At 68.7% G+C, this 26,164-nt stretch carries 11 protein-coding genes; 6 read left to right on the plus strand and 5 right to left on the minus strand.

What is annotated here, in order from left to right; translation table 11 throughout:
• Window positions 1-265: 265 nt before the first annotated feature.
• The 4 genes from NQU54_RS22300 to NQU54_RS22315 all read right to left on the minus strand — a co-directional run bounded on the left by NQU54_RS22300 (window position 266) and on the right by NQU54_RS22315 (window position 10,488).
• Entirely contained in the window at window positions 266-4,597 is a 4,332-nt protein-coding gene (locus NQU54_RS22300) for an Eco57I restriction-modification methylase domain-containing protein (RefSeq protein WP_257632604.1), read from the minus strand.
• Complete coding sequence (gene drmD / locus NQU54_RS22305; RefSeq protein WP_257632605.1) at window positions 4,594-7,821, minus strand: DISARM system SNF2-like helicase DrmD; 3,228 nt, start codon at window positions 7,819-7,821, stop codon at window positions 4,594-4,596. The genes NQU54_RS22300 and drmD overlap by 4 nt, the downstream gene beginning before the upstream one ends.
• Before the next feature lie 151 nt (window positions 7,822-7,972).
• Window positions 7,973-9,457: a serine/threonine-protein kinase gene (locus NQU54_RS22310; protein ID WP_257632606.1), complete on the minus strand. Its 1,485-nt coding sequence runs from the start codon at window positions 9,455-9,457 to the stop codon at window positions 7,973-7,975.
• A gap of 86 nt (window positions 9,458-9,543) precedes the next feature.
• A complete protein-coding gene (locus NQU54_RS22315; RefSeq protein WP_257632607.1) occupies window positions 9,544-10,488 on the minus strand; it encodes a serine/threonine-protein kinase in 945 nt (314 codons plus the stop codon).
• A 200-nt stretch (window positions 10,489-10,688) separates the two neighbouring features.
• Here NQU54_RS22315 and NQU54_RS22320 point away from each other — a divergent pair, with 200 nt between their 5' ends.
• The gene (locus NQU54_RS22320; RefSeq protein WP_257632608.1) at window positions 10,689-12,782 is read left to right on the plus strand and encodes an N-6 DNA methylase; all 2,094 of its coding nucleotides are present in this window, start codon (window positions 10,689-10,691) and stop codon (window positions 12,780-12,782) included.
• 94 nt (window positions 12,783-12,876) lie between these two features.
• Here NQU54_RS22320 and NQU54_RS22325 read toward each other — a convergent pair whose 3' ends face one another.
• Window positions 12,877-14,340 carry a serine/threonine-protein kinase gene (locus NQU54_RS22325; protein ID WP_257632609.1) on the minus strand — a complete coding sequence of 488 codons (1,464 nt, stop codon included), beginning with the start codon at window positions 14,338-14,340 and terminating at the stop codon, window positions 12,877-12,879.
• A 205-nt stretch (window positions 14,341-14,545) separates the two neighbouring features.
• On the opposite strand from NQU54_RS22325, the gene NQU54_RS22330 reads away from it, so the two are divergent.
• The 5 genes from NQU54_RS22330 to NQU54_RS22350 all read left to right on the plus strand — a co-directional run bounded on the left by NQU54_RS22330 (window position 14,546) and on the right by NQU54_RS22350 (window position 25,955).
• Window positions 14,546-16,306: a PD-(D/E)XK nuclease family protein gene (locus NQU54_RS22330; RefSeq protein WP_257632610.1), complete on the plus strand. Its 1,761-nt coding sequence runs from the start codon at window positions 14,546-14,548 to the stop codon at window positions 16,304-16,306.
• Complete coding sequence (locus NQU54_RS22335; protein WP_257632611.1) at window positions 16,299-17,486, plus strand: pPIWI_RE_Y domain-containing protein; 1,188 nt, start codon at window positions 16,299-16,301, stop codon at window positions 17,484-17,486. The genes NQU54_RS22330 and NQU54_RS22335 overlap by 8 nt, the downstream gene beginning before the upstream one ends.
• The gene (locus tag NQU54_RS22340; protein WP_257632612.1) at window positions 17,479-21,300 is read left to right on the plus strand and encodes a pPIWI_RE_Z domain-containing protein; all 3,822 of its coding nucleotides are present in this window, start codon (window positions 17,479-17,481) and stop codon (window positions 21,298-21,300) included. Before NQU54_RS22335 ends, NQU54_RS22340 begins: the two co-directional genes overlap by 8 nt.
• Before the next feature lie 111 nt (window positions 21,301-21,411).
• Window positions 21,412-24,486: a pPIWI_RE module domain-containing protein gene (locus tag NQU54_RS22345; RefSeq protein ID WP_257632613.1), complete on the plus strand. Its 3,075-nt coding sequence runs from the start codon at window positions 21,412-21,414 to the stop codon at window positions 24,484-24,486.
• A gap of 1,208 nt (window positions 24,487-25,694) precedes the next feature.
• Window positions 25,695-25,955, plus strand: a complete 261-nt coding sequence (locus NQU54_RS22350; RefSeq protein WP_257632614.1) for a hypothetical protein — start codon at window positions 25,695-25,697, stop codon at window positions 25,953-25,955.
• Window positions 25,956-26,164: the final 209 nt, after the last annotated feature.

The raw sequence follows: 26,164 nt of genomic DNA on the forward strand, positions 1-26,164 counted from the left end.
CCCGCCGATACGCCCGAATGCCGTCAACCGGTCCACTACCCGGGAGGTCGACAGCGGTACTGAAGACGGCCGCCCGCCCTGCGTTACCGCCCCCTGGGACAAGCGGGGGGCGGGCGGCCCCCAGCGGCCCCGGAAGCGTGATGCGTGTCTGCCTTCCGGGGCCGTTCCGCCGGACGAGTACGAGCAGGCGTACCGGGCGCAACACGAGGAACCCCCACAGACCGCTTGATCATACGATCGCGGACTCCGTAAATCCCGGGGCAGCTCAGAAGATGGTGCCCTCGGGCCGGAAGAGTGTTCCATCTTCGAAGTCGACCACAGCGGACTTCCTGGCCTGTTCCGCTTTCTTCCGCCAGGCTTCGGCTGACGGTCGCGGCATGTCGGGGTGCTCCTTTGGCTCCTTGTGAAGTCCGAGGAGCACCTCGTCGGCGTACGCCTGGTGATTGAGTTGGCGGAGCCGGTCGATGATTTCGGTGCGGGCGAGGAGGCCGATGGTGTATCGGGTGCCCTGGTCGGTCTCGTGGAAGCCGTGGTCGAGCGGAACGGTTTGGTGGGTGGGGTCGGCGGGCGGTGTCGCTCCGCTCTTGTCCAGGAGGTCGTGCCATCCGTAGGCATCAACGGTGGCCTTGTCAATCTCCTCGTGGATACGGCGGAGTTCGACGATGTCAGTGTCTTGGCAGGACTCGTCGTGGACGAGATTGTAGGTGGCGGTCAGGCCGATGTTGCGGCGAATCATGAGTTCGCGGCGGAACTCGTTGAGGTGGATTCCAGTGGTATGGAGGAGATCAGTAAGATTCGGGCGAACGAGGGTTTCGAAAACGTCTGTAGGAGTGTAGCGAAGGTCCCCCTTCATGGTGGAGGCGCGATCGATGGCCCACCAATAGTGGGGAGCGGAGCTGAGTAGAGCTAGGAGTGCTGGAGCATCAGAAGTAAACACATTCAAAGCATGTGAGAAGACTTGATTCGTCGAGACCAGAACCGGCATCACAACTTTGCTGACAGCGGTGATGACGATGCACTGTTCGAGCTCCGCCAACCCGCGCGTCATCTCGCCACGAGGGCGCCAATACTGCCACCAGCGATCTACCCAGCCAGCGTAGGACTTCTGGTTTCGCTGCTCGCACTCGGGCTTTACGTCGGCGAGTAGTTTCTCGAATGCGCGGGGGTATTTTTTTGCGCTTTCCTCTTCCCATTCGTGAAAGTTAACGATCCAGCGATCTGAGCCGTGGGTTGGGTGGTTGTTCACATCATGGCCGTTGACGTATGGAAATAGTACGTCCCTGTAACTCTCATCCTCGGCTAGCCAGCGGCGTGCCATCGCTTCAGGCATTGTAAAGCCGATGCTGTCCGGTTTGTAGCCGCCGAATGAAATGCCGCTACTGGCTGCTAGGTGCTCGACCCATGAGTGCTCTCGGCTTGCTGGGTTCAATGAAGTGGTGATTTTCGATGGGAGTGCCAGGTCGCCAAGAATGCGTACGACGCCATCAGCCACTCGCTTGTTGCTTATCCAAACTGCGCAGTATTCCAGCATCGCAGATCGGGATGGCCATCGAGCACTTTTGACTGCCCGTCGAATCTCCACTCCTTCTGCCACTAGTTGGTCCAACCCGGTCTCGCGTGTATCTCCTTGGGCGAGAGTATTCGTGGCAATCAATCCCGCTTGTCCAGCGGAGTTGAGCAATGCGTGGATTCGCAATGTGAAGTATGCCACTAGATCGGCCTTGCCGCGCTTACCCTGTGCGAGATAATCGATCGCGTATTCGCGATACGCCTCCCCCAGTGCTCCTGTCAGCTTATGCCCACCCAAAAACGGCGGATTCCCCACCACCGCATCAAATCCACCCCGCTCGGCAAACACCTCCGCGAACTCCAACGGCCAATGCACCGGCACGCGCCGCATACCCCCCTCCGGCAGCTCACTGGCCAGCCACTCCCGGGCCCGCCTCCGCGCCTCAGCCACCACCTCCGAGTCCTCAACCTCGGCCTCAGGTACGGCCACCACCCCCCGAGCCACCCGAGCCGCCATCGGGAACAGATCCCGCAGCCGCTCGCCACCGTCCGCCTCATACCAGGGCACTCGCCCCGAGGCACACGTGGCCAGTGCCGCCCCCACGACCAGGTCCCCCACCAACCGGAGCTTCGCCGACATCTGCCGCACCTCCCGCAGCAGCTTCCGCTTCTTCGCCAAAGCCTCCGGCCCGTTGCCCTTTATCTTGGTGATGTCGTGCCGCTTTTCCACCACCTCGCCCACCAGATCCTCAACATTCGCCGCCGCCCCCAGCAGGTCGCCCTTCCCCGGATCCAGGTGCACCGCCTTCAACTGGTCCGGCGAGGTGACCCCCAGCAGCGAGTCCCCCGCCACCAGCCGGTCGTCCAGGAAGGTGAACGGGCGCTTGGGGTCCATCGAGACCAGCCACAGCGACAGCTTGGCCATCTCCACTGCCATGGGGTTGATGTCCACCCCGTACAGGCAGTGCTCGATGATCTGGCGCCGGGCCTCGATGACCACCGGGTCGGACTCCGAGTCCGCGGCCGTCACCTCGTCGACGGGCCGCCCGGCGCGGTACGCGACCGCGTCCTCGCGGCCGTCCCGCACCCACGCTTCGATCAGCCGGTCACCGAGATACCGGCACGCGGCGACCAGGAACGCCGCCGACCCCATCGCGATGTCCGCGACCTTCAGCTCGAGGATCTGCTTAGCCGACTTCGGCACCCACTTCTTCTCGTCCGCCGTCTGGAGCGGCCCCGGCTCATACACCAGGGGCTCCAGCGCGTGCTTGACGACTTCCTCGGCCAGCGTCCTCGGGGTGTAGTGCGTCCCCGTGTTCTTCCGCAGCGACGACTCCGTCACGAACAGGGAGCCCGCCGCGATCACCACCGGCAGGCCCCGCAGGTCCCGCCGCAGCAGGCCGAAGAACGGCAGCAGGCGCTCCGTCAGGGCCGCGTCCCGGCTCGCGGCCTGGAGCAGCCGCTTCGCCTCCGCCGCGGCCTCGCCTTTCGCCGGGGCGAGCAGCTTCTCCAGCCTGGCCACGCTCGCCGGCGGCTTGGGGTCCTTCCATGTGTCGTGGATCTTCTTCGCCAGGGCCTTGGTGTCCTTCACCGAGGCCGCCAGCGACTCCAGCTCCCGCAGCGGCACCTCGTGTTCCATGCCCGCGGGGCCGATCAGGCCCACCATCGTCTCCACGGCGCGCTCACCGTCGTACGAGAGCAGGCCCTCGTACACGTAGCCGATCTGCTCGACGTCGAGCGCGCGGAAGCTGAGGGTGCGGGTCTCGCGCTGCCTGCCCGTGCCGACGCGGACCTCCTGGACGGACTGGAGCATGTGCAGGACGGTGCGGTCGTCGATCGGGAGGAGGGGGAAGCCCTTCTCCAGCCACGGGTAGGTGTCGGGGTCGAAGATTGAGCCGTCGTATGCGGGCAGTTTGAGCTGTGGGTGCCGCACGCCGTCGTGCACCGCGTGGAACAGGGCGATCAGGCGGTGCCAGGCCGCCGTGGTGTGTTCCAGGGAGGCCTCGCCCTCGGCGTCCGCCCGCGCCTTGAGTTCGGCGCGCAGGAAGCGGGCCGAGTACGACTGTGCGTACACCTCGTTGTCCGCGGGGAGCAGTCCGCGCTCCTCGGCGAACAGCAGGAAGACGACGCGCATCATCACCGCGACCGCGCCGCGGTACACCTCGCCCGCCCCGACCCCGCTTGCGCGCAGGCCGGGCGCGCCGTGTTCCATCAACCGCGCGTCCGCGCGGCCGATCGCGTCCACCAGCAGTTCCACGGCCTGGCGGACCTGGACGCCGAGGGCGTCGGTGACCTCGTCGCCGGCGGCCAGGCTCTCCTTCATGAGGCCGACGAGGGTTTCGGGCTCGGCGTACTCGAAGAAGCGGCGGCGGCGCAGCAAGGAGACAAAAGCCCGGACGACGTTGCGTTCGGCGGCCTCGTTCCAGTTGATGGCGTCGAAGACGGCAGTCGTCGTGACGCCGCCGGCCGGTGCCCACACCAGGCACCACCAGCGGCCGTCGGTGAGCAGGCCGAGCGGGATGTCGTGGTGGCGCAGCAAGCGGGCCAGGCGGTCGGCGGGGCTCGCCGACCAGTCGTCGCCCCATTTCGGGCGGGCCGTGGGCACGGTGCCGCTGGGCAGGGTCATGCCCAGGACGCGTACGCGTTTGGCGGCCGACTTCACGTCCGGTTCGGCGGCGAGGTCGGTGCCCGGTTCGGCCAGGGCGAAGTCGGCGCGCAGGTGGACGCCGTGTTCGGGCACGTCGAGGGTGAAGCGGTCCAGGGCCAGGTCCGGTACGTCCTCGGCCTCGCTCTGGCGCAGCACCAGCGCGTCGCCCCATTCGAGGAGCGAGCGCAGCACATGTGCCACCCATGCGTCACGGCCGGCCGTGGTGTCGGTCTGCCAGTCGGCGTGGTGGGCGCGCAGCCGGGCGCGCTGGTCCTTGTCGACGGCGTCGAGCTGGGGCCAGGCCCGGAGCAGGACGGGCATGGTGAGGAAGGGGCCGGAGACCTCGGTGAGGTCCAGCCACTCCTGGTGCTGGGAGCGGCCGTCGAGTGCCTTGGCCTTGGCTGCGGCGAGGCCCTTGGAGGCTGCGGGACGGGGGCTCATCGGCGGGCTTCCTTTGTGGGGACGACGAAGACGACGGCTACGGGGAAGAGGTGCGAGCGCGGCTCGCGGTAGCGGGCCGCGATGGTGGCGAGCTCGCGTTTCCGCTCGGCCGCGAGGGACTCCACACGGGCCTGCCAGCGCTCGCGGTCCTCGCGGTACTGGCGCTGTTCCGCGGTCGTCACCTCGCGGGTGCCGAAGAGGGCGATCTGCTCGTTGTCGTCGTCGCCCTCCTCCTTGAGCTTGGCGCGCAGGGTGGCCTCGAAGCGGTCGAGGGTGGTGGTGATCCGGTCCTCTTCCTGCTTGCGCCGGGTGCTGAGGGCGCCTTCCAGGGAGGCCCGGCGTTCGCGGGCACGGGCGGCGAGTGACTCGTACAGCGGGCCGTTGAGCCGGGGCCAGGCGTCGGTCAGTTCCTGGCGCAGTGCGGGAGCTGCCTCGGTGCCCTCGGTGAGGGCGTGGGCCAGGGCCGAGCCCTGGGTGCGTACGGAGTCCCAGCGGCGGAAGCGGCCGGTGTCGCCGAACCAGCCGCCCGCGTACAGGATCTCCTCGTGCAGGCGGGTTCCGTCGACGCCGACCAGGACATAGCGCGCGTAGGCGGAGACCAGCGTGGTGCTGATCTCGGGATGGTCGCTGACGACGGCCGTGACGCGGCGCAGACCGACGCTGTCCGCGTTCCACACGGCGGCGGTGAGCAGCCGGGTGGAGAGCGCGACGAGCGGGTGCTTGAGGTGGGCGAGGACGAGGTCGTCGCGGCCCTGGGCGGCGATCCGCGGGTCGAAGGTGACGGGGCGCTGCTCGGCCGGGCGCAGCTTGTGGGCCAGGCCCCGGGTGGCGCGCTCCCAGGTGCCCGACAGGGGCGGGACCTCGTACAGGCCGCCGTCGAAGTCCTCGCTGTGGTGCGGGGTGAGGGGTTGCTGGTTGTCGAGTGCGAGGGCGGTGTCGACGACGCGCTTGATGTTGGCCGGGGTCAGGCCGAGGGTGTCGACCGTCTCCTGGTACTGGTCGGCCAGCCGCTTGGCCTGGGCGGTGACGTTCTGCTCGGCGGCGATGGTGCCGCCGGTGTTCTTCCGCCCCGCGATCTGCTTCGGTTTGGCGTTCTCGATGTCGACCGGGGTCTGGTCACCGGTCATGCGGCGCTGTACGGCGTCGGAGATGACGGCGTTGACGGAGCCGAGGTCCTCCTCCATGCGCGCGACCTTGCGGGCGACACGGGAGAGGAACTCCAGGTCGGCCTCGTAGGAGCCGGCCTTGGCCTGCTCCCAGCCGGCGCCGATGAAGTGGCTGATCTCCGGGTCGCGTTTCTGGCCCCACCGGTCGACGCGGCCGATCCGCTGCTCCAGCTTGTTGGGGTTGAAGGGGATGTCGTAGTTGAACAGCCGGTGGCAGTGGTTCTGCAGGTCGATGCCCTCGCTGGCCGCGTCCGTGGCCAGCAGGATACGGACCTTCCCCTCCTCGGTGGCGGGGTGCGCCTGGAAGCCGAGCCGGATCTGCTCGCGCTGTTCGGCGTTCAGCCCGCCGTGCAGGACCGAGACCCGGCCGCCGTCGGTGAGTTCGTGCTGCTGGAGCAGGCCGAACAGCCACTTCTGGGTGTCGCGGTACTCGGTGAAGACCACGACCCGTTCGTTGGTCCAGTGCTGATCGGGGCGGCAGATGGCCTTGAGGTCGCTGATCAGCGCGTCGGCCTTGGAGTCGGCGGCGGCCTGGTGGGTGAGCGCCCAGCGCTCCATCTGCCGCAGCAGGTTGAGTTCCTCGCCGTCCTCGTGCGGGGTGAGGCTGGTGGAGCGGGTCAGGGCGTCGTCCTCGGCATCGGCGAGGCCCAGGTCATCGAGTTCGGCGGCGAGGTCGGCGAAGTCCTCCAGCCAGTCGGGGACTTCGGCGGCGGCCGACCGCGGGCGGCCCTGGGTGTCGTCGAGGTGGGAGAGGTAGATCTGGACGGTGTGCAGGAAAGCGGCGGGGGAGGAGAACAGCCGCTTCTTCAGCAGCAGGGTGACGAGGTCAGCGGCGCGCCGCCCGCCCCGGGCCTTCGGGGTCATGCGGTTCCTGCGCAGATCGGCGAAGCTGCTCAGCAGGCCGTGCACCTCGCGCTCCAGGCCGGTGTACTCGACGGGGATCTCACGGGTCCGGCGGGTGCGGAAGCGGGGCGTGCCGTCCGGGTTGGTGACATTGGACTTCAGGCGGCGGACGACCGTCTCGTCACGTGCTTCCTTGTCGGGATCGACACCGCGGGCGAATTTCTGGTTGTCGATGAGCTCCAGCAGCGCGGTGTACGACTCGGGGTAGCCGTTGTGCGGGGTGGCGGAGAGGAAGAGGCGGTGCTCGAAGTGCGGCACCAGGCGCCGGATCAGCTTGGTCTGCTGGGAGTCGACCGCGTACACCTGCTTGGGGGCGGCGGGCGCGACATGGTGGGCCTCGTCGAGGACGAGAAGATCGAAGAAGCGCCGCGGGCGGGCCGAGTCGTCCGTGGCCTCGTCACGGGTGGGGATCACCTCGTCCAGGAGGCGCTGGGCCTTGCTGCCGCGCAGCCAGGGCAGCGAGACGATGGTCAGGGGGTGCACGCGGAACGGATTGGCGGCGGTGCCGTGCGTGCGGCGCAGCCGTGCGCAGTGCTCGGAGTCGACGATGGTGAAGTCGAGGCCGAACTTGTCGTGGAGCTCGTCGCGCCACTTCAAGGTCAGGCCCGCGGGACAGACGATCATGACGCGGTGTGCCCGGCTGCGCAGCAGCAACTCCTGGACGACCAGACCGGCCTCGATGGTCTTGCCGAGGCCGACGTCGTCGGCGAGGAGCAGGTTGACGCGGGGGGCGCCGACGGCGCGGGAAACGGGTTCGAGCTGGTAGGGCTCGACGGCGACGCCGGAACGGAAAGGAGCCTGGAGGGTGCGCACGTCGGCGGAGGCCACCGCCGACCACCGGACGGCGTCGAGGAAGGCGGCCAGCCGCGAGGGCGGGTCGAAGCGGCCGGTGGAGGCGTCGGGCAACGATCCCCGGTCCAGGACTCTGCGCCCCGGCTCGATCTCCCATATGACGGAGAGCGTGTCCCCGAAGCGGCCGTCGGCGACTGACTGGAGATGGGCCAGGGTCGCGGCACGTCCGCTCGCGGGCGGAGCCGGCTCGACTCGGGCGACCACCCAGCTCTGCCCGCGCACCTCGACCAGGTCGCCCTCCTCGGGGAGCCGGTCCGATGCGTCCGCGGCCGTGGTGCGCCTCCGCTGAGCCGCCTGTGTCATGGTGCCGCCTCTCCTCCATGGCCGGTATACGCCCTCATGTACGGCATTGACCCTACGCAATTCACGACACGCGGTGGAGCCAGACCGTGCAGGAAGGGTAACCGAGAAAGGATGATGTGAACATAGTTCACAGTCGCTTGCTGTGATCTGGCTATGCGGATGTGATCAGGCGGTCGAGGCGCACGAGGAGCGCGTCGGCGCGGGCGTGCCGCTCGTCCGAGGCGGGAAGGACCCGGTGCTGATCCGCGACCAGGCCGCCGAGCTGGTCGCGGGCCGCCTGGATGAGGCCCCCGCGCGCGGTGAGCGCGGCGATCTCGTACCGGGTGTCGAAGACGGTGGGGTCCACCGCCCCGAAGACGTGCTGCTGGACCGGGAGCAGCGCTTCGAACTCGTGCAGCGCCTCCGGCGTGCGGCCGAGCTCGCCCAGGCACCGGGCGGTCCCCGCGCGACAGGTGAGGATGTCCCGGTCAGTCTTCGGGCGCCGCTTGCGCAGCGCGCCGCCCAGGGTGAAGTAGGCGTCGTATGCGCGCGTGAAGTCCTGGGAGGCGAGCAGCAGTTCGCAGAGGGTGAGCCGCAGGGGTACGAGCTCCGGGTCGTCGAGGGGGCGGCGCAGTCCGCGCAGGTGCTCGCCGAGGAGGGCAGCCCCTGTCGCGTGCTCGCCCCGGTCCGCCAGTGCCCGGACGCGCTCGGTGACGGTGGCCGACGGCTGCGGGGCCTGTGGGACTTCGCCCTTGGCTACGGGTTCCGGTCGAGGCCCGGTGGGGGCGAACAGCCGGCGGAGGAGGGCGGTCGGCTGCTGGTCCATGCATGTCCGGGCCACGTCCTGGACTTCCTGTGGCGAGGGGCGCTCCTCGGGCTCCTTGGCGAGCAGCCGCATGATCAGGTCCGCGAACGCCGGGGGCGTGTCGGGGCGGCGCTCGGTCAGCGGGACAGGCTTCTCGTTCATGTGTTTCAAGGTCAGAACGATGGGAGCAGCGCCCTTGGGGAGTTCGAAGGGCGGCTTCCCGGCCACGATCTCGTAAAGGACGCAGCCGAACGCGTACAGGTCGCTGCGCGCGGTGACCTTCTGGCCGCGGGCCTGCTCGGGTGATATGAAGCCGGGTGTGCCGGGCGTCTCGCCCGACCTGGTGAGCGGCGTCTCGCCCGGGTCGGGTTCCAGCGCCGTGGCGATACCGAAGTCGAGCACCTTGACCGTGTTGTTCGGGGTGAGCATGAGATTCGAGGGCTTCAGGTCGCGGTGGATCACACGGATGCGATGCGCGTGCGTCAGCACGTCCGCGGTCTGGAAGGCGACGGCCGCGGCGAGCTGAATGGGGAAGGGCCCCTTCTTCTTGAGCAGCTCGGACAGAGTGCTGCCGTCCACCAGCTCCATCGCGATGTACAGGCTGTTGTCCTCGCGGCGGCCGGTCCCGTGGACCGTCGGCACGCTCGGATGGCCTATCCGGGCGGTGAGCCGAGCCTCCCGCTCGAATCGCCGCTCCAGGCGCGGGAGATTTCCGGGCTCGCCGTGAGAACTGAGGAACTTGACGGCCACCAGTCGGTTGAGCTGCAGGTCCTCCGCGGCCCACACCTCGCCCATCCCACCCTTGCCAAGGCGGTTTCGCAGCCGGTAGCGCTCCTCGAACGTGCCTCTCACACCCAACTCCCGGGTTTCGGTGGCCTTTTCCGCACGGGCGGACACTCGCCTGTCCTTTCATTCTCCCCCGTGCCGTGACGGGGCGATCACACCGGGTACGGGCCCTGCGGCAGTACGAAGGGGCGTCGCGGATCCTCGGGGCCGAAGCTTCGCAAGGCGGCGGGGCCGACGGAAGGGGCGGGGAGCCAGGGGCCCAGGGCGCCGTAGACCTCGGTCGCGGAGGCCGGGCGGTTCTCGCGCTCCTTGGCCAGTAGCGCGGACACCAGTGCCTGGAGCTGTACGGGCGTGTCCACGCCGAGTTCGGCGAGAGTGGGCGGGGATTCGTGCAGATGCCCGCTCGCCACGGCCGTTGCCACCTTGGAAGGGAAGGGCGGGGTGCCGGCGAGGAGATGATGCAGCAGACAGCCGACGCTGTAGAGATCGCTGCGGGCATCCAGGGCCGGGAACCCGCTGAGAAGCTCCGGAGAGGCGTACCGGAGATTGCCGATGAGCTGCCCGGTCGTGGTCAGCCGGGAGCCGTCCCCCGCTACCACCTTCACCAGCCCGAAATCGAGGATCTTCACCACGCCGTCGCGGCGGACCATCACGTTCTCCGGCTTGATGTCCCGGTGCACCAGTCCCGCGGCGTGCGCCGCCGCCAGGCCTGAGCAGATCTGAGCCGCCACCGCGACGGCCGCCGTCGTATCGAGGCGCTCCCACTCGTCCAGAAGCTCGCCGAGGGTCGCTCCGTCGACCAGCTGCATCGCGAGCCAGCGCAGGTCGCCGGAGACGTCCGCGTCGTAGACGGTCGCGACGTTCGCGCTGTCGAGCCTCGCCGCCGCCCGGGCCTCGCGCTCGAATCGGAGCTGGAGGCGCTCGCGGTCCCTCTCGTCGGCGAGCGTATACGCGTCCATGATGACCGTCTTGACGGCGACCGCCCGCCCCAGGCGCAGATCGGTGCCCTTCCAGACTCGCCCCATGTTGCCCCGGCCCAGGGGACGTTCCAGCCGGTAGCGGTCTCCGAGTACCGCTCCTTCACGGTCGGCGCGCATGACCTTCCTTCCCGAGTGCGGTCAGTCCGTGCGTGGGGGAGCGATCGTACGGCCGAACCACCGGCCATTTCTGCCCATCGGGCTGTGAACAAAGTCAATGGTCGTAGTAGCCTGGCCAGGGGCGGGGATGCGATGGCTTGTTTTGCGTACACCTACAGGGCCTGACAGGCCACTCTGATCCGTATCGCCTGGGAGTCCACATGACGTCGTCACGCGCCGTGCCGGTGACCTTGGCCGAAATCGCCCGGCTCGCGGGTGTCGGGCGTGCCGCGGTGAGCAACTGGCGCCGCCGGCACGAGTCCTTTCCGGACCGGATCGGTGGCACGGACCTCAGTCCGCAGTTCTCGCTGGCCGAGATCGAGGCATGGCTGCGCGACAACAACAAACTCAAGAACGCCGCGGGCCGCGAATGGCTCTGGCCCCGGTTCGAGGCACTCGGCAGCCGCGACGAGACAGGTTTGGCGGTCGCAGCCGCGGGGCGGCTGATGTGCGGCCCCGGGGGAAAACGGAAGGCAGCAGGCTCACTTGGCCCGGCGGACCTGGCCGAGCTGTCGGACCCCGCGCGGGAGCTGGTCGGCAAGGCGCTGGAACTCGGGCGGCGCGAAGGCCCGGCGGAAACCTTCGAGTTCCTGCTGCGGCGCTGGCTCGACGTCCATGTGCGGCAGATCAGCACCACGCCTGCGCCGCTGGCCGAGCTGATGGCCGAACTCGCGATCCGTCTCCGGGCCCGGGGCCGGGCCGTGAGTGACGCCAGCGGCGGTTCCCTGACGGTCCTCGACCCTGCCTGCGGCACCGGGCATCTGCTGGCCGCGGCCTCGGGAAACTCTCCGGCCAGGCTGATCGGATGCGACCGTGATCCGGTACTCGCCGAACTCGCGGGCGCCCGCCTCGCGCTGCTGCCAAGACCCACCGATGTCGAGCCGGCTTCTCACGTCGAAACGGCCGACTCCCTGCGCGCCGATCCATTCGCCGACACGCGCGCGGATCTGGTGCTGTGCAACCCGCCCTTCAACGAACGCGACTGGGGGTACGAAGAGCTCGCCACGGACGCGCGGTGGGCCCATGGAATGCCGCCGCGCACCGAGCCCGAACTCGCCTGGGTCCAGCACTGCCTCGCCCGGCTGAGCCCCGGGGGGACCGCCGTCGTCCTGCTCCCGCCCGCCGTGGCGACCCGCAGGGCCGGGCGGCGTATCCGGGGGTCACTGCTGCGCACCGGACAGCTGCGGGCCGTCGTGGCGCTGCCTCCCGGGTGCGCGGCGCCGCACAGCGTGTCCCTGCACCTGTGGATCCTGCGGATGCCCGCGACCGGGGAAACGGCGCAGGGCGCGGGCGAGCTGCTGCTCGCCGACGGCGTCGCCCGCTTCCCACGGGTCTCGGCCCGGGACTCCGTACCGGACTGGGAAGCGCTCGGCGCCTTCGTCCGATCAGCCGTCGACGCGGTCGGCCAAGAAAGCCCGGCGGAAGACAGGGAGTCGGTCTCGTCGGAGCACGCTCTGTCGGAGTGCGTCGCCGCCGTGCCCGTCATCGATCTCCTCGATGACGAGGTGGATCTCACACCAGGACGCCATATCACCCCCAGAGCCTCCGGCGACGGCCCTCGACTGTCCGATTCCTGGAGCGAGTTCGGCAAGCTCGTCGCAGACATCGGGGACACCGGCGAACGCCTTGCCGCGCTGGCCCTCTCGGATGCCGAGACCGGCACCCAGCCGACGGCGACCGTGGGTGAACTCGCCCGAGCCGGCGCGCTGACGCTTCGCGGAGGGCAGCAGCCCGCGAACGGGACCGTCTGCGAGGGACAGCCCGCCGACGGCGGAGTGTCCCTGCTCACGGTCCCCGACCTGCTCCTGGGCGGTGAACCCCACAGCTGGCTCTCCATGGCGGACGCCGAGGCGGCCGGCGCAGCCGTCGCGGAACCGGGCGACGTCGTGGTCGCGGGCGTGGCTCGGGCGTTTTCGGCCTGGGTGCACCAGGGCAGCCCTCTCGCACTGGGGCCCCAGTTGTACGCGCTGCGCGTTCACCCCGACAAACTCGACGCCTGGTTCCTCGCCGGTTCCCTGAGAGCACCCGCCAACGCACGGCAGGCCGGCACGCACGCATCCAGCTCCTCGCGGGTGGACGTACGGAAACTTCAGGTGCGCCAGGTTCCGCTGGCTCAGCAGCGGCAGTACAGCGAGGCCTTCCAGCAGGTGGCCGCATTCGAAAGACTCATCACCCGGCTGAACGCCCTCGGCGGCGGGCTCGTGCATGACCTCAGCGACGAGCTGGCCGCGGGTCGGCTGGCAGGCACTGTATGAGGCCCTCGGCCCCTGCTGCCTCTGCCGCCCGGGCCCTCGGTACCGGCGCGGTCGGGGGCTTGCGGACTCCACCGAGCACCAGCCGCGCGGTTCGTCACCCCTGAGCAGCACCTGGATCGGCGAGCCGTTCGGTGATATCCGTGTCGACCTCGCGGCGTACCTTCTCCACGTGCGAGGCCAGCGGCATGGGCAGCCCGGCAGCCACGTGCCCGGCCACTTCCACCACGCCGATCGCCGCCTCGATCTCACCGAAAGCGAGGCGGCACTCGGCGACACGAAGCCGCAGTACCGCCCGATCCGCCCGCTCCTGCGGACCGTCGCCCCGCACGAGATCGTCGGCGATGCCCTGGTAGAAGCGCGCCGCACCGCCACAGTCACCGGCCAGCCGGAGCCCCTCGGCCGCCAGCTCCCAGATGCGGCGGACCAGGGGGCGTCGCGAACCCCACTCCGCGCGCGCCCGGTCGGCGAGACCCGCCAGGTGCCGAACCGCGTCATCCGGGTCTCCCTCGTGGATCTCGCGCTCGGCCGCCGCGCAGAGCCTCTCCACGACATGCGCGTTGAGCCATTCCCCGTCTGGGTCCGTGTGTGAGTCGGAGGCCGTCGGGGCGGGCGCCTGGGATTGACGCTCCACCGGGCTGTCCCGAGGCTGCCGGAGGGGCGCCGTCGGATCGGGGCGTAGCCGTGGTTGCGGCTCGGGGTCGCCCGGGCGGGGGCCCAGCGGGCGCAGAACGTCGAGGACTTCGCCGACGGTGGGCCGCTGCTCCGGATCCTTGGCGAGCATACGGAGCATCAGGTCGTCCAGGACCTCGGGGACCCCGGCCGCGTACAGGCCCGGCGGCAGCGGATCGACCTTCAGATGCTGCTCGACCAGGCCTCGGGTCTCATCCATGACGAACGGCGGCCGACCGGCGAAAAGCTCGTAGCAGACGCAACCGAAGGAGTAGATGTCCGTACATGTGGTCGGCTCCTTCTCCAGGATTTGTTCAGGTGCCTGGTAGCCACGGCTACCGAGAGTCGAGCCGTGTCTCGTGTACTGCGTGACGCCGATGCCCAGCGGCTTTGCGATGCCGAAGTCGAGGAGGGCAATCACTCCGTCGTCGGAGATCATGATGTTCTGCGGTTTCAGATCCCGGTGCACCACCGGAAGCGTGTGTGCGCAGGCCATGGCGTCCGCCACTTGTACGGCTACGGCGACCGCCACGGTGAGGGGCACCGGGGCGTGCTGGGCGAGGAACTTGTGCAGCGTCACACCCGTCACGAAACGCATCACGAGATACGGCGCTCCCTGGTGCGAGCCCTGGTCGTACAGCTCGGGGATGCCGTGGTGGTCGAGCCGCCGCAGGAGCGTCGCCTCCCGGCGGAACCGGGCGCGGAGCACGTCGTGTTCGGCCATCTGCTCGCGGGTGTCGAGCTGCTGGAGATTCCCGAAGTCTGGGCGCAGGAACTTGACGGCGACATCTCGGCTGGTCACCAGGTCCCTGGCGCGCCAGACCTGGGCCATGCCGCCCTTGCCGATCGACTCGGCCAGCTCATAGCGCCCGCCGACGACTTCTCCCACGCGTATCCCCTGTGAGCCCGTGTCCACCGTTGCGCCCCTTTTCGCGCCTTCACTGCCTGGAGCCCATCAGAGTACCGTGAAAGATCTTCGCGGAGTAATGTGTGTGGACTTAGTTCACACTAGGTGTCATGCTGGGTGACGCGTTCGGTGACTCATCGCCGGACGCGTACGTCTCTACCCAATGACGGCCTCACCAGGGGGAACGATGCAGAATCCGCCGGGGACCACCGGCCACGGCTGGCTGGTCAAGGTGAGCTCCCGAATCGCTCGCCCTGACCCGACGGCATGCCCCACTCACCTGCGGACCGCCGTACGGCCGCTGCTCACCGCGGACCCGCCCGTACCGTTCCGTCCCGCACCGCGCGAGGAGTTCGGGCCGGGGCCGCTCTTCGCGGCACTTGACCTGTGGGAGCACGACGGCCGACCACTGGAGCGCGTACTCGACGAACTCCGCGGCACCCACGGTCCCTTCCGCGGCCGCGGCGCACCCGCCCATCCCGCCCTGTTGGCGTGGACCGTCGAGGCGCTCGAGCTGTACGTCGCGGCCCGCAGTGCGGAGCAGCGTGCGGCGCGTGCGGCCGGGCTCCCGCCGACCCTTCCTGCCCGACTGAGCTGGACGGTGCGCACCGCGAAGCGGGAGGCCCCCGACGCGCGCGGGGCGCGGCAGTACGAGCACACGACCTGGGGCCGTCAGTACGCCTCCGCGGACGGCTCCGTGCGGGACCTGTGGATCCCCTCTCTGGGGCGGGCCAAACCGGACCGGGCCGCTGCGGAGAAGGCGGCCGTCGCGTACGTCGTGGCGTTGGGCGCGCCGGTGCCACGCCGACGACGTGGCACCGAACCGCCGGTGGACGCCACCGACAGCAGCAGGCTGCCGGATCGGGTCCGCGTCTTCGACTTCGGCTGCGCGGACGGCACCGTCACCCCGCTGCTCGACTGGGGGCAGGCCGAGATGCGGCAGCAGTTCACCAACCACGCGGCGCCCGCCTTCCACGAGGCCGCCACCGCGGTCGGTACCCGGCCGGGGCCCAGCTGCGTCGAGTGCAAGGCCATCAGCCAGTGCGGAGCACTCCGCCGAACCCCGGATCTGTGGGGTGGGATCCCCGGAGCGCCGCTGCGCCGCCGCCGTTCGGTCTCCGCCTGGGACCTTCGGCTGCACGGCGAGTGCCCGGCTCAGTACCACCTCGTACGGCAGCTGCATCTGGACGACCTGACCACGGAGAACGACGGAGCGCGCCGGGGCCGCGCCGTGGACGCCTGGCTCAACGAGCGGCACGGAGTGCGCCCGGCCCGCGGGTGCCGCGACCTTCCGGTGCCCGACGCCTCTTCGATACCGCCGGGCTTCGCCCTGGACGCGACGCTCGGCCGGGCCGCGGTGCGCATGATGGAGGGACACCGCGCGCTGTGCCCGCTGAACGGGATCGGACCGAATGAGAAAGTGCTGGTGCAGCACCCGGTGACCGCGTACGTGCCCGAGCTCGACGTCGTCGTCCTGGCCGTGCCCGACCTGGTGTACTCGCATCGGGGACGGTTGATCTGGCGGGAGACCAAGACATCGTCCAGGCCGCTTTTCGAGGGCCACTCCCTGATGCGGGCCTATCCCCAGCTCGCACTCGGCGTCCTGCTGTTCTCCGCCGGCGCGCTGGACGCCGATCCGGGTCGCTCCTGGGTCGAGTTCGAGCTCCTGTGCGAGGATCGGGCCTCCTGCCGCCTCGAACGCATCGACCCCAACCGGCCCGAGAACGTCGCCGAAGCCCGCGAGGTCATCGCAGGTCTCGCACAGCCCCTTCTGGACGACACGTCGTACGAACCCAGGACCGGGCGACACTGCCACAGCTGTCAGGCGCGCACGTGGTGCAAGCCGGGCACCGCCTACGTTGCTGATCAACCGCAGGCCGCCCCTGGCCCCTCCGCACGCGGAACGGACACCGATCGTGACGCGGAGGACAGGAGCTGCCGTGCCTGACCGACCACTGGTTCCGGACTGGCTGGCCAATCCCGACGTGGTGCTGGTGCGCGATGTGGCCACGGCGGTCATTCGGCTCGACGGGGTGGAAAACCTCGACTCGTTCACCCTGCCCTACCCCGCCGAGGCCCAGCGGGCCCTGGACGCCATGGTCCTCGCATGCCTACGCACCGCGGCGCGGCCGCCGTCCGGCCTGCCCGAGTTGATCCGCTGGTGCCGTACGCGCCCCCTGGGCAGCTGGCCACTCGACCGGATTCCGGAGAGGCTGTTCGCGGCCGAGGACCGGTTGATCGACGCGGAGTCCGGGGAGCCCACGCAACTCTGCCACGAACTCGCCGTCAACGGAGTGGGGGACAGCACCGGACGGCAGTACGACCGGCTGGTGATCCATGAGGCCATGCGTGCTTGCCGCGACGCGTCGTCCCCCGAGTCATACACCGCCTTCCGCAGGCTTCTCGTCACCCGTCCCGTGCTGACCGAGGCGGAGTGGAGCGAACTGAGCAACGATCTCTTCCTCGATCCGGTCTGGTTCCTGATCGAGGAGATCTACGCGCCTGCCCCCGCCGGCTGCCGCAAGGATGGCGCCTACCTCTGCTGCGGGCGCTGCCTGACGCTGCTCACGCCACTGGTGGAAGGCGGCTGGTGGTGTGAGCGAGACCAGTGCCGCTACCGAGGCGCCGCACCTCACGGCCGTCTGCTCGAAGCCGCCGAGGTGGGCGAGCTCCGCCAGCTCCGCCGACCGCTGCGCCAGTTCGTCACCGGGCCCGGACGGGCAGAGGTCGATCTCGAACGAGAGCTGCGGAAGCTGGGGCTCACGGTCGAGATGTGGCCCGGCTACGACGCCTATGACCTCAGGATCACCTTTCCCGACAGCCACGTGTGGGCGGTCGACGTCAAGGACTGGGCACACCCCGGATTCCTCGGCAGGGCGGCCGAAGCGGTACGACCCGATCCGCCCTACGACGAGGCCTGCTGGGTGGTGCCGCGCTTCCGGGTGCTGATCCGTCGCGACTACCTGGACGTATTCGCCCAGAAACGGCCCGCACACGCGGCCGGCCTGCGGCTGCTGACGGACGACCAGTTGATCGAAGCCGCACGTGCGCGGCTGTGCGGTGAACGCGGGCCCGGCGCCCGTATCGCACCACCCGCCACGCCCGAGAACGGAGCGGACCATGCGTGATCGCAGCAGCTGGTACCGGCACCTCGCCGCCGACCTCAAGCCCTGGCCACAGGAACACGCGGCCACAAAGCCCGCGCTGCTGTGCCAGGTCGAACTCGGGCTGCGGCTCCTCGAACGACTCGCTCCCGGCCAGACCGCCGACGGGGTGTGGGTGCTCCTCGGCGGGTACCCCTTCGCCCAGGCGCTCGGCCTCGTCACCGGGCCCGCCGACCATCTGGCGCTCACCGCCGCACGCCATCTGCTGTGGCCACTGCGCCGACGGCGCATGTGGGAGCAGAGCCTGGAGGCGTATCTGGAGCTGCCCGAACGGCTGCGTGCCTACCGCGTTCCGCCCGGCGGCGGGCCTGCCCGGAGTGTCAGCCCGCCCGTGGCGGCGCACCGATTCGCTGTATACGACGCGGCACTCGGCAGGCTCCCGGAATTCTCGACGAACCCCCTTCCACAGGCCACGGCGGGTACGTACCGGTTCATGGAACGACGTCGGCACGCGTCCGTCACGGTACCGGCCGAGCTGATCCTCGAACCGGCGCCGGGCCATGACCTCAATGCTGGTCGCCCGAACCGCACGAAGCCAGGCCCTTCGAGTGGACCGGACGGGCTGCGCGGCGTCCCCCTCAGCGTTCCTCTTGACGAGCTTGCGGCTACTGCCCGCTGGATGGATGCGGAAGAGGGCCGACGCGGCCTCAAACCCGGTAACTGGAATGAGCGGTTGACCAGGCTCGGTCTCGACACGCGTACGGCGGACGGGGCGGCCTTTGAGGAGTCGCGAGCACTGACGCTTCACCAGCTCACCCACCTGGTGGGCATGGTCGGCGCGGGAAAGTCGACCCTGATGACCCTGTTGGCCGTCTGGGCTCACCATAAGGAGCTGCGCATCACTCTGGTCGTCGGTGACGTCGCCGAGCAGCTCACCCTCACTGACCTGTTCCGTGGCCTGGGGCTGCGCGCCTCGCTCGTCCAGGGTGGTACTACACGGCAGCAGCACACCCAGCGGCTCCATCGGCGGCTCGCAGCGCGCGGAGCCCACTCCCTGCTGGCCCACACCAGCCGGACCTTCACCCATCTCAGCACGGCATGTCCCCTGGATGCGCAACGCGCTCTGGACGCGGCCGAGCCCCTCCGCTACGCCGACTCACCCTGCGGCGGCCTGCATCCTGCCCACCGGCAGTCCGCACCGGACGAATCCTCCGTCGCGCGGGCCACCCGCGAACTACAGCAGGCTCGCGGCGCACGATCGGACGACGCGGGTGCCGAGACGTCGGACACCGAGGAACTGCGGGACCCCCACGCCTGCCCGATCTGGGGTGCCTGCCCACGGCACTCGGCCGCGCGTGATCTCGTGGACGCGCTCATCTGGGTGGCCAACCCCGCGAGCCTGGTACAGACGGCGGTGCCGCGCCAGCTCAATGCGGAACGTCTTCGCTATCTGGAACTCGCCTGCCTGCGTAGCGACATCGTGATCGTGGACGAGGCCGACCGGGTCCAGATGCAGCTCGACCAGATGTTCGCGCCCTCGGCGACGTTGGTCACCACAGGCCCCGAATCCTGGCTCGACCAGCTCCAAACGCATGAGATCGCCGAGCTGGCCCGGCAGGGCCGACTGCAACTCTCCGACCAGGACGTCGAGCGCTGGTCCGCGGCTCTCGACGTGGTCGGCTCCGCGGCCGACCGGCTGTACGCGATGCTCATTGGAGACAAGGAGCTTCGGGACTGGGTACAGATCGACTACTTCAGTGCCTGGACCCTTCAGGAGAAGTTGCTCCACACCTGGTACCCGACGCGTCCGACTCCCTCTGACCAGGACATCGCACCCGATCAGGAAAACATCACCGACCAGCGCGGCGAAATCGATCCGGATATCGAGGACGAAGCCGATCTCTACGAGGATGACGAGAGGCTGGGGGAAGGTGCCGCCGAGGCGACTGCTGCCGCCGACATCCCCTGGGCGGCTCGCCGCCAGGAAGTGAACAACCTGTTCGACGCCTTCCGCGACGATCCTCTCGGCGACCGCGGACCGTATGGAACGGCCACGGACACACTGGTTCGGCTCACTCACGACCTCTTGCACACTCTCAACGAAAAACACACGCGCAGGCGGGTCCGTGCCCTGCTGGACACATTGCTCGTTGGAGCGCCGAGACCACGGAAATCTGTGACATCCACCCCATCCGAGGGGAAGCACGAGCAGACTGCGGCCTCGAAAAGTGAGAAAAATGGGTTGAAGACACCTCGCCGCTTCAGCGAGGAATGGCTCGAACTCAACGCACTGCGCTTGGAGTTCACTCTTATTCTCGCCGCTCTTCACCAGCGCCTGGATCGTGTCACCTTTTTGTGGCCGCAAGTGGAAGCGGCTCTGCGACTCGACCCGGGCGGACACGAGCTGACCCGGCGCCCGCCGCTCGACTACGCTCCGTTGCTGCCTGAGGCGCCGATGGGCAATGTGCTCGGCTTCCAGTACCTGCTCGACGAACTTCGCAACCCATGGGACCGCGATGGACGTCGCACGGGTACGCTGCGTTTCTTCCGGTGTGCCGGCGTTGGCCGTGAACTCCTTCTGTCCCTTCCTCGGCTCGGTGCCGACCCCGGACGGCATGGGCCCGGCCCACACGTGCTCTTGATGTCCGGCACCAGTTGGGCGGGCACATCCACTCGCGCCCATGTGCTCGCTCCGGTACAAGCCGTGCTCAAGCCTCAGCCGAAAGAGCTGCGCTCGATCCGCGACACCGTGTTCCGCACCGAGTTCCTGTTCGACGACTCAGGGCTCCCGATCCGCCTGTCGGGACAGGATCCCGAGAAGCGGGAGGACGTCCTCCGCCTGCTGGTGCACAAACTCGCCCGGCCGGGCCGGGATGGCAGTGCGAGCCCTCTCCAAGGCGAACTGGCGCAGGTCCGGGATGAGCGCCGTCGGCGGGCGCTGTTGCTCGTGGGAAGTTATCGCGATGCGTCGGTGGCGGCCGATCTTCTCGATGAGATTCCACGCTGGCGGGGCCGGGTACGCGTACTTGTGGCAGATGACGCCGAGCTCGAGAACGCTGTCGAGGGTGAGCTGCCTGTCGGCAGGTCGGCGCACCGGACCGGAGCGGTGCGCCGGGGTGACCTTGCTTCCTTCGCGGATGACCCGGACGCCGAACTCCTGGTAGCGCCGCTCCTCGCCGTCGAGCGCGGACACAACATCCTGACGGTTCCACAGCGCCCCGGCGAGGAGCGGGTGGCTGCCTTCGGGACGGTGTTCTTCCTGGTTCGTCCACATCCTCGCCCCGACGACCTCTCGCTCGCCGTCTTCGCCATCAACGACTGGGCCGCACGTTTTGTGCGCGACCAGCCTGGCTTGCCACAGGGCACCTTCAGCGAGCTGGTGAGTCAGGCCGACGGTCTGAACGACGCGGGTGGTGCCTTTCGTACGAAGGCTCGCGGCGTGTGGCGGCACCTGCTGTCACGCCCGTACATCTACTCGGCGCTCTCCGATGCCGAGAAGGAATCCTTCGCCTGGGACCAACTGGTCACCATCTGGCAGGTGATCGGGCGTCTGGTCCGTGGGGGCGTACCCGCACGGGTCGTGTTCGTGGACGCTGCCTTCGCTCCCCGGCTCGCCGCCGCCCAGGCTCGCTCCCTTCCAGCGAACCGGCGCCCACGCTGGCTCGACGACCCGGGGTTGCTGATCCGGCTGCGTGATGTGCTCGCCACCTACTTCGCCCCCGACAGCGATACCGGCGTCTTCCCGGACCCGGCCGACCCTTCATTGGTCAGACTGCTCTACCGCCCGCTGTACGAGGCGCTGTGCGGAATCGAACCGCATCGGCCCAGGCCGAACTGATCGAACGAGCCTCGAACCGAGCGAGTCAAGTGCGGACTTCACGCAGCCGCAGATGCGAGCTCACTCCTGAATAGCCCACGCAATGCCGCCCACCTTCCTTGAGGAACCAGGATGTACAAAGAGATCCGCCGAGCCGCCTACCACCTGGCCGAGGGCGCGGAGCCATGGACTGAGAACTTCCGCGCGCTCCGGTTCCCCGAACACTGGAATGAGGGACTTCTGGAGTTGCACAACCATGGACGTGAAGGGGAGGAACGGCACAAGACTGTTCCCACCCGGCGTCTGGACGGAGTTCTGCAGACACTTGCGCCCGACGTGATCGTCAGGCCGCGTCCGCGTCCGCCCGTCGGTGACGGGCCCATGCCCGCAGAGGACTTCTGGATGTACGTGCCGGCGGAGTCGCCCGATCCACTCCCCGGCAGCACCCTGGGACAGATGCTGGACGCCTGGCTGCGCACCCTCGGGCCCAAGAAAGCCGAACACGATCCCGGCTTTCGATCTTTGTTGCTCGGCTGCAGCGCCGAGTTGAAGCGGGATCTGCCCACGTGGCAGAACGTGACCGGGGTTGACCTGTTGGGCACCGCACCCACTGATGGCGGAACGGCCGCTCCGGAATCCAGGCAGTTCCAGCTGGCCACGGATGCGCTGGCGCGTCGCATCCTGGCATTGGACCCTTATCCCTATGAAGGTGGCGAACTGTGCTTTCGGGCACTGCCCCGGGGCCCTCGCGACCAAGGGGCGGAGCTGATGTCCCAGCCGCTGTGCCGGACCATCAAGCGAAAAGAGTGGTGGTTCTCCATCATCCTCAACATCTCCCTGCACACCACACCGTTCGACCCCCGGCCTCGGCTCCATCTGCACTGGGGAGTTCGACGTTGGGCGACGCACCCGAGGGCGGACAGCAAGCGCTTGCACCTCTCCTATCGAGACGCCACTACTGTCTACCTCCGGCCGAAGATTCCCTGGCTGCCGGGAGCGCCGGCCACCGAGCGTCATGCCCTGGCCCGCCTGAGGCGCGACCACGCAGCCGATACGTTCACCTGGGTCGAGAACGACCCGGCGGGGATACTGCACCGGCTCAGTGTTGTCGGCCATTTTCCAGATCCCGGGCAGCTGCTGTCGGAGCCGACTGCCTGGATGGGGGAGGGGCCCGGAGTGCGAGCCGCAGTGGTGCACAGCACGCGGATGGGCGGCCACGAAGTAGGGCCCGGCCTCATGCCCGATCAGAGGGCGCAGTTGACCGAATGGGCGGAGCAGGCGTTGCCCGACGGCATAGCACGCGTTCCTGACCTGGTGCGCGGCCGGGGCCGGGGAACCGGCGCTCCCGCGAACCGGAGGCCGAAGCCGCGGGGCGACGCGGCGAAGAAGGCGGAGGAGCTGCGAGCCGCCGTGGCCAGGCGCACCGCCCTCGCAACCGTGTCTCGCGTCCCGGAACCGGGCGTCGAGCGGGGGGCCGAGCTGCCTGTGGTGGAGGCCAGACTGCTCTGGCAGACCCAAGAGGTACTGCGTCATTCCATCGAGGCGTTCGCGAAGGCTCTCGGTCTCGATGGCGACGGAGGTATGAGCACCATGCCCACCACGGACCAGACCTTCGACGAGGCCAGGCCGGGCGCGCCGGTAATTCTGCAATGGCACACACCGGAACTCGTGCTACGGCTGCGCTGCCTGCCTCTGGTGGAAGGGCTCGGCGACCGCCTGATCTTCAAAGCGCAGGCCAAGAGCAAGGGCGCCAGGATCGCCGACGCCGTCACGGAGCGCCGCCGTGCGCTGCGTAACTGGCTGCGTGAGGACGGAGCCAATAGTTCTCAGCCCGGGCTGACACTGGTGGAGATCGCGCACCGCCGCACCTTTCGGCCGAACGAGACGGACCCGAAGTTCGCCATCCGGCTCGGCTGCGCCGACGCCGGGCAGCTGACCCAGTTCGTCGTCACCCCGTCCACGGACCGGCACATCAAAAACGCCGACAACCTGGATCACCGCGCCCATAGTGCCTGGAGCGACGGTCTGCGCCAGCTCGGAGTGCGCGTCCTGCCCCGGCACACACTTGGCGGCGATCTCCCTGACCGGCTCCAATACGCTGCCCTGTGGATGGTCAAGCGACGCAAGGACGGTCCGACCCGCCTTCCGAAGCATTTGCCGGTCGCCGTGCTGGTCTCCCCGCATCCGGAGATGGAGAACCTCGCTGTTGTACGCGGCTGGGACGACGATGCCTGCGCCTGGATTCCCTACCCTGACTTCCTTCTCGGCCTGGTGAAGAAGGCAGAGATCGATCCCAGTGCCTATTCGGAACCTGCCTTGCCTATTCCCGGCCAGCGCGACGGCACGGACACTGACATTCCCAGGGTCACCTCCAAGCAATGGCGTACCAACCTGGCTCAGCAGCGTCAGGAAACGGCAAGTTTCCTCCAGCGCATGCTGCACTCGCTGCGCGGTGACCCCACGGTGCTCGTCATGCATGCGCAGAACAGCAGGCTTCACTGGCCCTGGCTGCAGGACAACCAAGTGGTTCGGGACCTGGTGAAGACGGGGCACGCACCAGCCGGTCGGCTCGACGACGAGCTGCGGCTCGTTCGGGTGCGCGGACGTACTGGGCGGGAGTCAGCACAATGGTGGGGACTGGCTGAGCCCGGCAAGCCTCATGGCCAGCCGGCTGGTTTCTGGGCCCAGACCGTCAACGACAGGGAGCGGCGGTCGCCGGACGACCGGATCTTCTACAGCACCACGGAGCGGCCCGGATCGTTTGCGATCTCACCCGCGCTTGACAGGATTGCCATGCGCGTCAATGCCTCGGGGAATCTGACGTCTCAAGCCGGGACTGGCGCTTGGAACCCGACACTTGTGGAAATCGCCGTGCTCGGATGCCACCCGGAGAACGGCGTTGAGGATCAGCAGATTCACAAGCCTGACGAGCCCGAGGCGCTCGCTCTCGCGATGCACCAGTTGCGTCAAGCCCCCGATTACGCTGCCGCACTCTCCCTCCCACTGCCCCTCCATCTCGCCGGCCTCGCGCAGGCTTATGTTCTTCCTATGTTCGCGGAAGAGGAGGTGGCCGACGAGCTGGATGTCTGTGGAATCCTGGACCAGGATGCCCAGGGTAAGGATTTGGAGCGGGACCTGGATCCGGATCTGGCGGCTGCAGCCTTGTCTGAGGAACCCGACTCACATGATCAGCTACAGCTCTTCTGAGATTCAAGGACGGTCTTCGTACCGAGCGCCCATCGGTGGCCGGTTACATCTTCCACAGACCAATCAGGCTTGGGTTTTGCAAATAGAGGCTTGAGCGGGCAGGTCCGGCCACTGTCGCCGACATTCGGAAAAGTAATCTCTGAAGGCAACCTGGATCGTATTTCTCCTGCCTGTTGGTGGTGGGGCTAGGTGTCGGCGAGTGGGTTGACCGGAGGTGGCCCGCTGGCGGTTCCCCCGTCGTTTCCATCGTCGTGTCCGGGGCCGTCCTTGGATGCGACGCCCCCGTGCCGGGCATCACCGCAGGCCAGGCCGTAGACGAGCCGGCTGCTGGCGAGGGCGACTGTATATCGGTAAAGCGAAGCGTCCCGATCTACTGGTCAGCGCGGCCGGGCGTGCGCGGATCGCGTGTTGCTGGCTGCTCGGCTGCTGAGCTGTGGTGGATGCCTTCTCCCTGCGGGATTCATGTGCAGCGTGGGTTCTGTACGGGTCCCGTGGCGGGCTGGTGAGGTGCGGGTCAGGAACACCTCGCTTCTGGCTCCTTCGGGGCGGCTCCTGGGGTGTGAGCGGCGTGCTGTGCGTCCGCGCCGGTGCGTGTGGTCGGTGGGGCCGGGTTCGGGTGTCCTGGCGGCCTGGCGGCCGATGCCGCGGGGTTTGGGCGGCGGGAGCGGTCGGGGAGCGGAGGGGGAGCGGTGCTCTCGGGGTGTACCCCGTGCCTCGCGGTGGTCGCGGTTGTGCACCCTGTGTGGGGGAGCGCGCCCGAGGATCTTGGAGCACCTGCTCCCGTGTCCGTCCGTGCCGCCGAGGTGGACCGGTACTGGCTCGGGGATGGCTCGGGTGCGGGGTGCGCTCGCGCCCCAGGTGCGTGTGGCTGAGGTGCAGTGGGGAGCGGACCCGCTCCCCGGTGGTGGCAAAGACCCACTGCTGGAATCTCTATTGATCACGTCAGCGCCAGTTGGCCGCCACCGTCGAACTCGGCACCACGCCTGGGGGTTCCAGATGAAGAACGTCCGCGATATCCGCCGCCGGGATATCCCCTGCCCGGCACCGGATCGGCAACCGTCGCCGCAGTCTGGTGCCGCACCTGTGCCAGAGGAGGGCTGGGGAGCGCAGGCTCGGCAGTGGCTCGGGTCGGGTTGTCTCGACGGAGATGGGGTTCTGGGTGTGCGGGTGGCCGTCCACGTGCGGCAGCGAGCGACTGGAGAGTGGTCGTGAATCAGCGCTCGCGGCCAGCTTCCGACACGCAAGATCGCGGCCTTGACGACGCCGCCGAGATGGAGCGTCCATGGACGTCGACCGGTCGCAGCAACGATGAAACGCACACTTCAGAGGGGTTGCGGACGGTCGTGGAGTACGTCGCCGTCGATGGTGGCGAGGCTCAGGCGCTGGCCCAGCGCCAAGGGGCCGCGATTCGTGAGGTGCTGGAGTGGCTGTACGCCGGTCACAATGCCCCGAAGAGTGGTCGCGTCTGAGCCTCCCGCCCCGAACCCTGGGAGAGACAGCGTATGCACGGCAACCCGCCCAGCACTCGACCCTGGGCGCAGCCCGTAGCCGGCCGTCCCTGGTCCACGGCCGGTATTCCGGACGCCGCGGCACTTCCGGTGACCGTCCCGGTGGCGTGGCTCGGCCGGACCTCTACGGAAGACGCCCAGGACCCCACCCTGTCGCTGCCCCGGCAGTT

Source organism: Streptomyces malaysiensis subsp. samsunensis (genome assembly GCF_024519315.1).
In the GTDB taxonomy this organism is placed as follows: domain Bacteria; phylum Actinomycetota; class Actinomycetes; order Streptomycetales; family Streptomycetaceae; genus Streptomyces; species Streptomyces malaysiensis.

Excerpts from the sequence above, each read along its gene's own strand:
- NQU54_RS22300 (WP_257632604.1), bottom strand. The coding sequence starts at position 4,597 with ATGAGCCCCCGTCCCGCAGCCTCCAAGGGCCTCGCCGCAGCCAAGGCC.
- drmD (WP_257632605.1), bottom strand. The coding sequence starts at position 7,821 with ATGACACAGGCGGCTCAGCGGAGGCGCACCACGGCCGCGGACGCATCG.
- NQU54_RS22315 (WP_257632607.1), bottom strand. The coding sequence starts at position 10,488 with ATGCGCGCCGACCGTGAAGGAGCGGTACTCGGAGACCGCTACCGGCTG.
- NQU54_RS22320 (WP_257632608.1), top strand. The coding sequence starts at position 10,689 with ATGACGTCGTCACGCGCCGTGCCGGTGACCTTGGCCGAAATCGCCCGG.
- NQU54_RS22330 (WP_257632610.1), top strand. The coding sequence starts at position 14,546 with ATGCAGAATCCGCCGGGGACCACCGGCCACGGCTGGCTGGTCAAGGTG.
- NQU54_RS22340 (WP_257632612.1), top strand. The coding sequence starts at position 17,479 with ATGCGTGATCGCAGCAGCTGGTACCGGCACCTCGCCGCCGACCTCAAG.
- NQU54_RS22345 (WP_257632613.1), top strand. The coding sequence starts at position 21,412 with ATGTACAAAGAGATCCGCCGAGCCGCCTACCACCTGGCCGAGGGCGCG.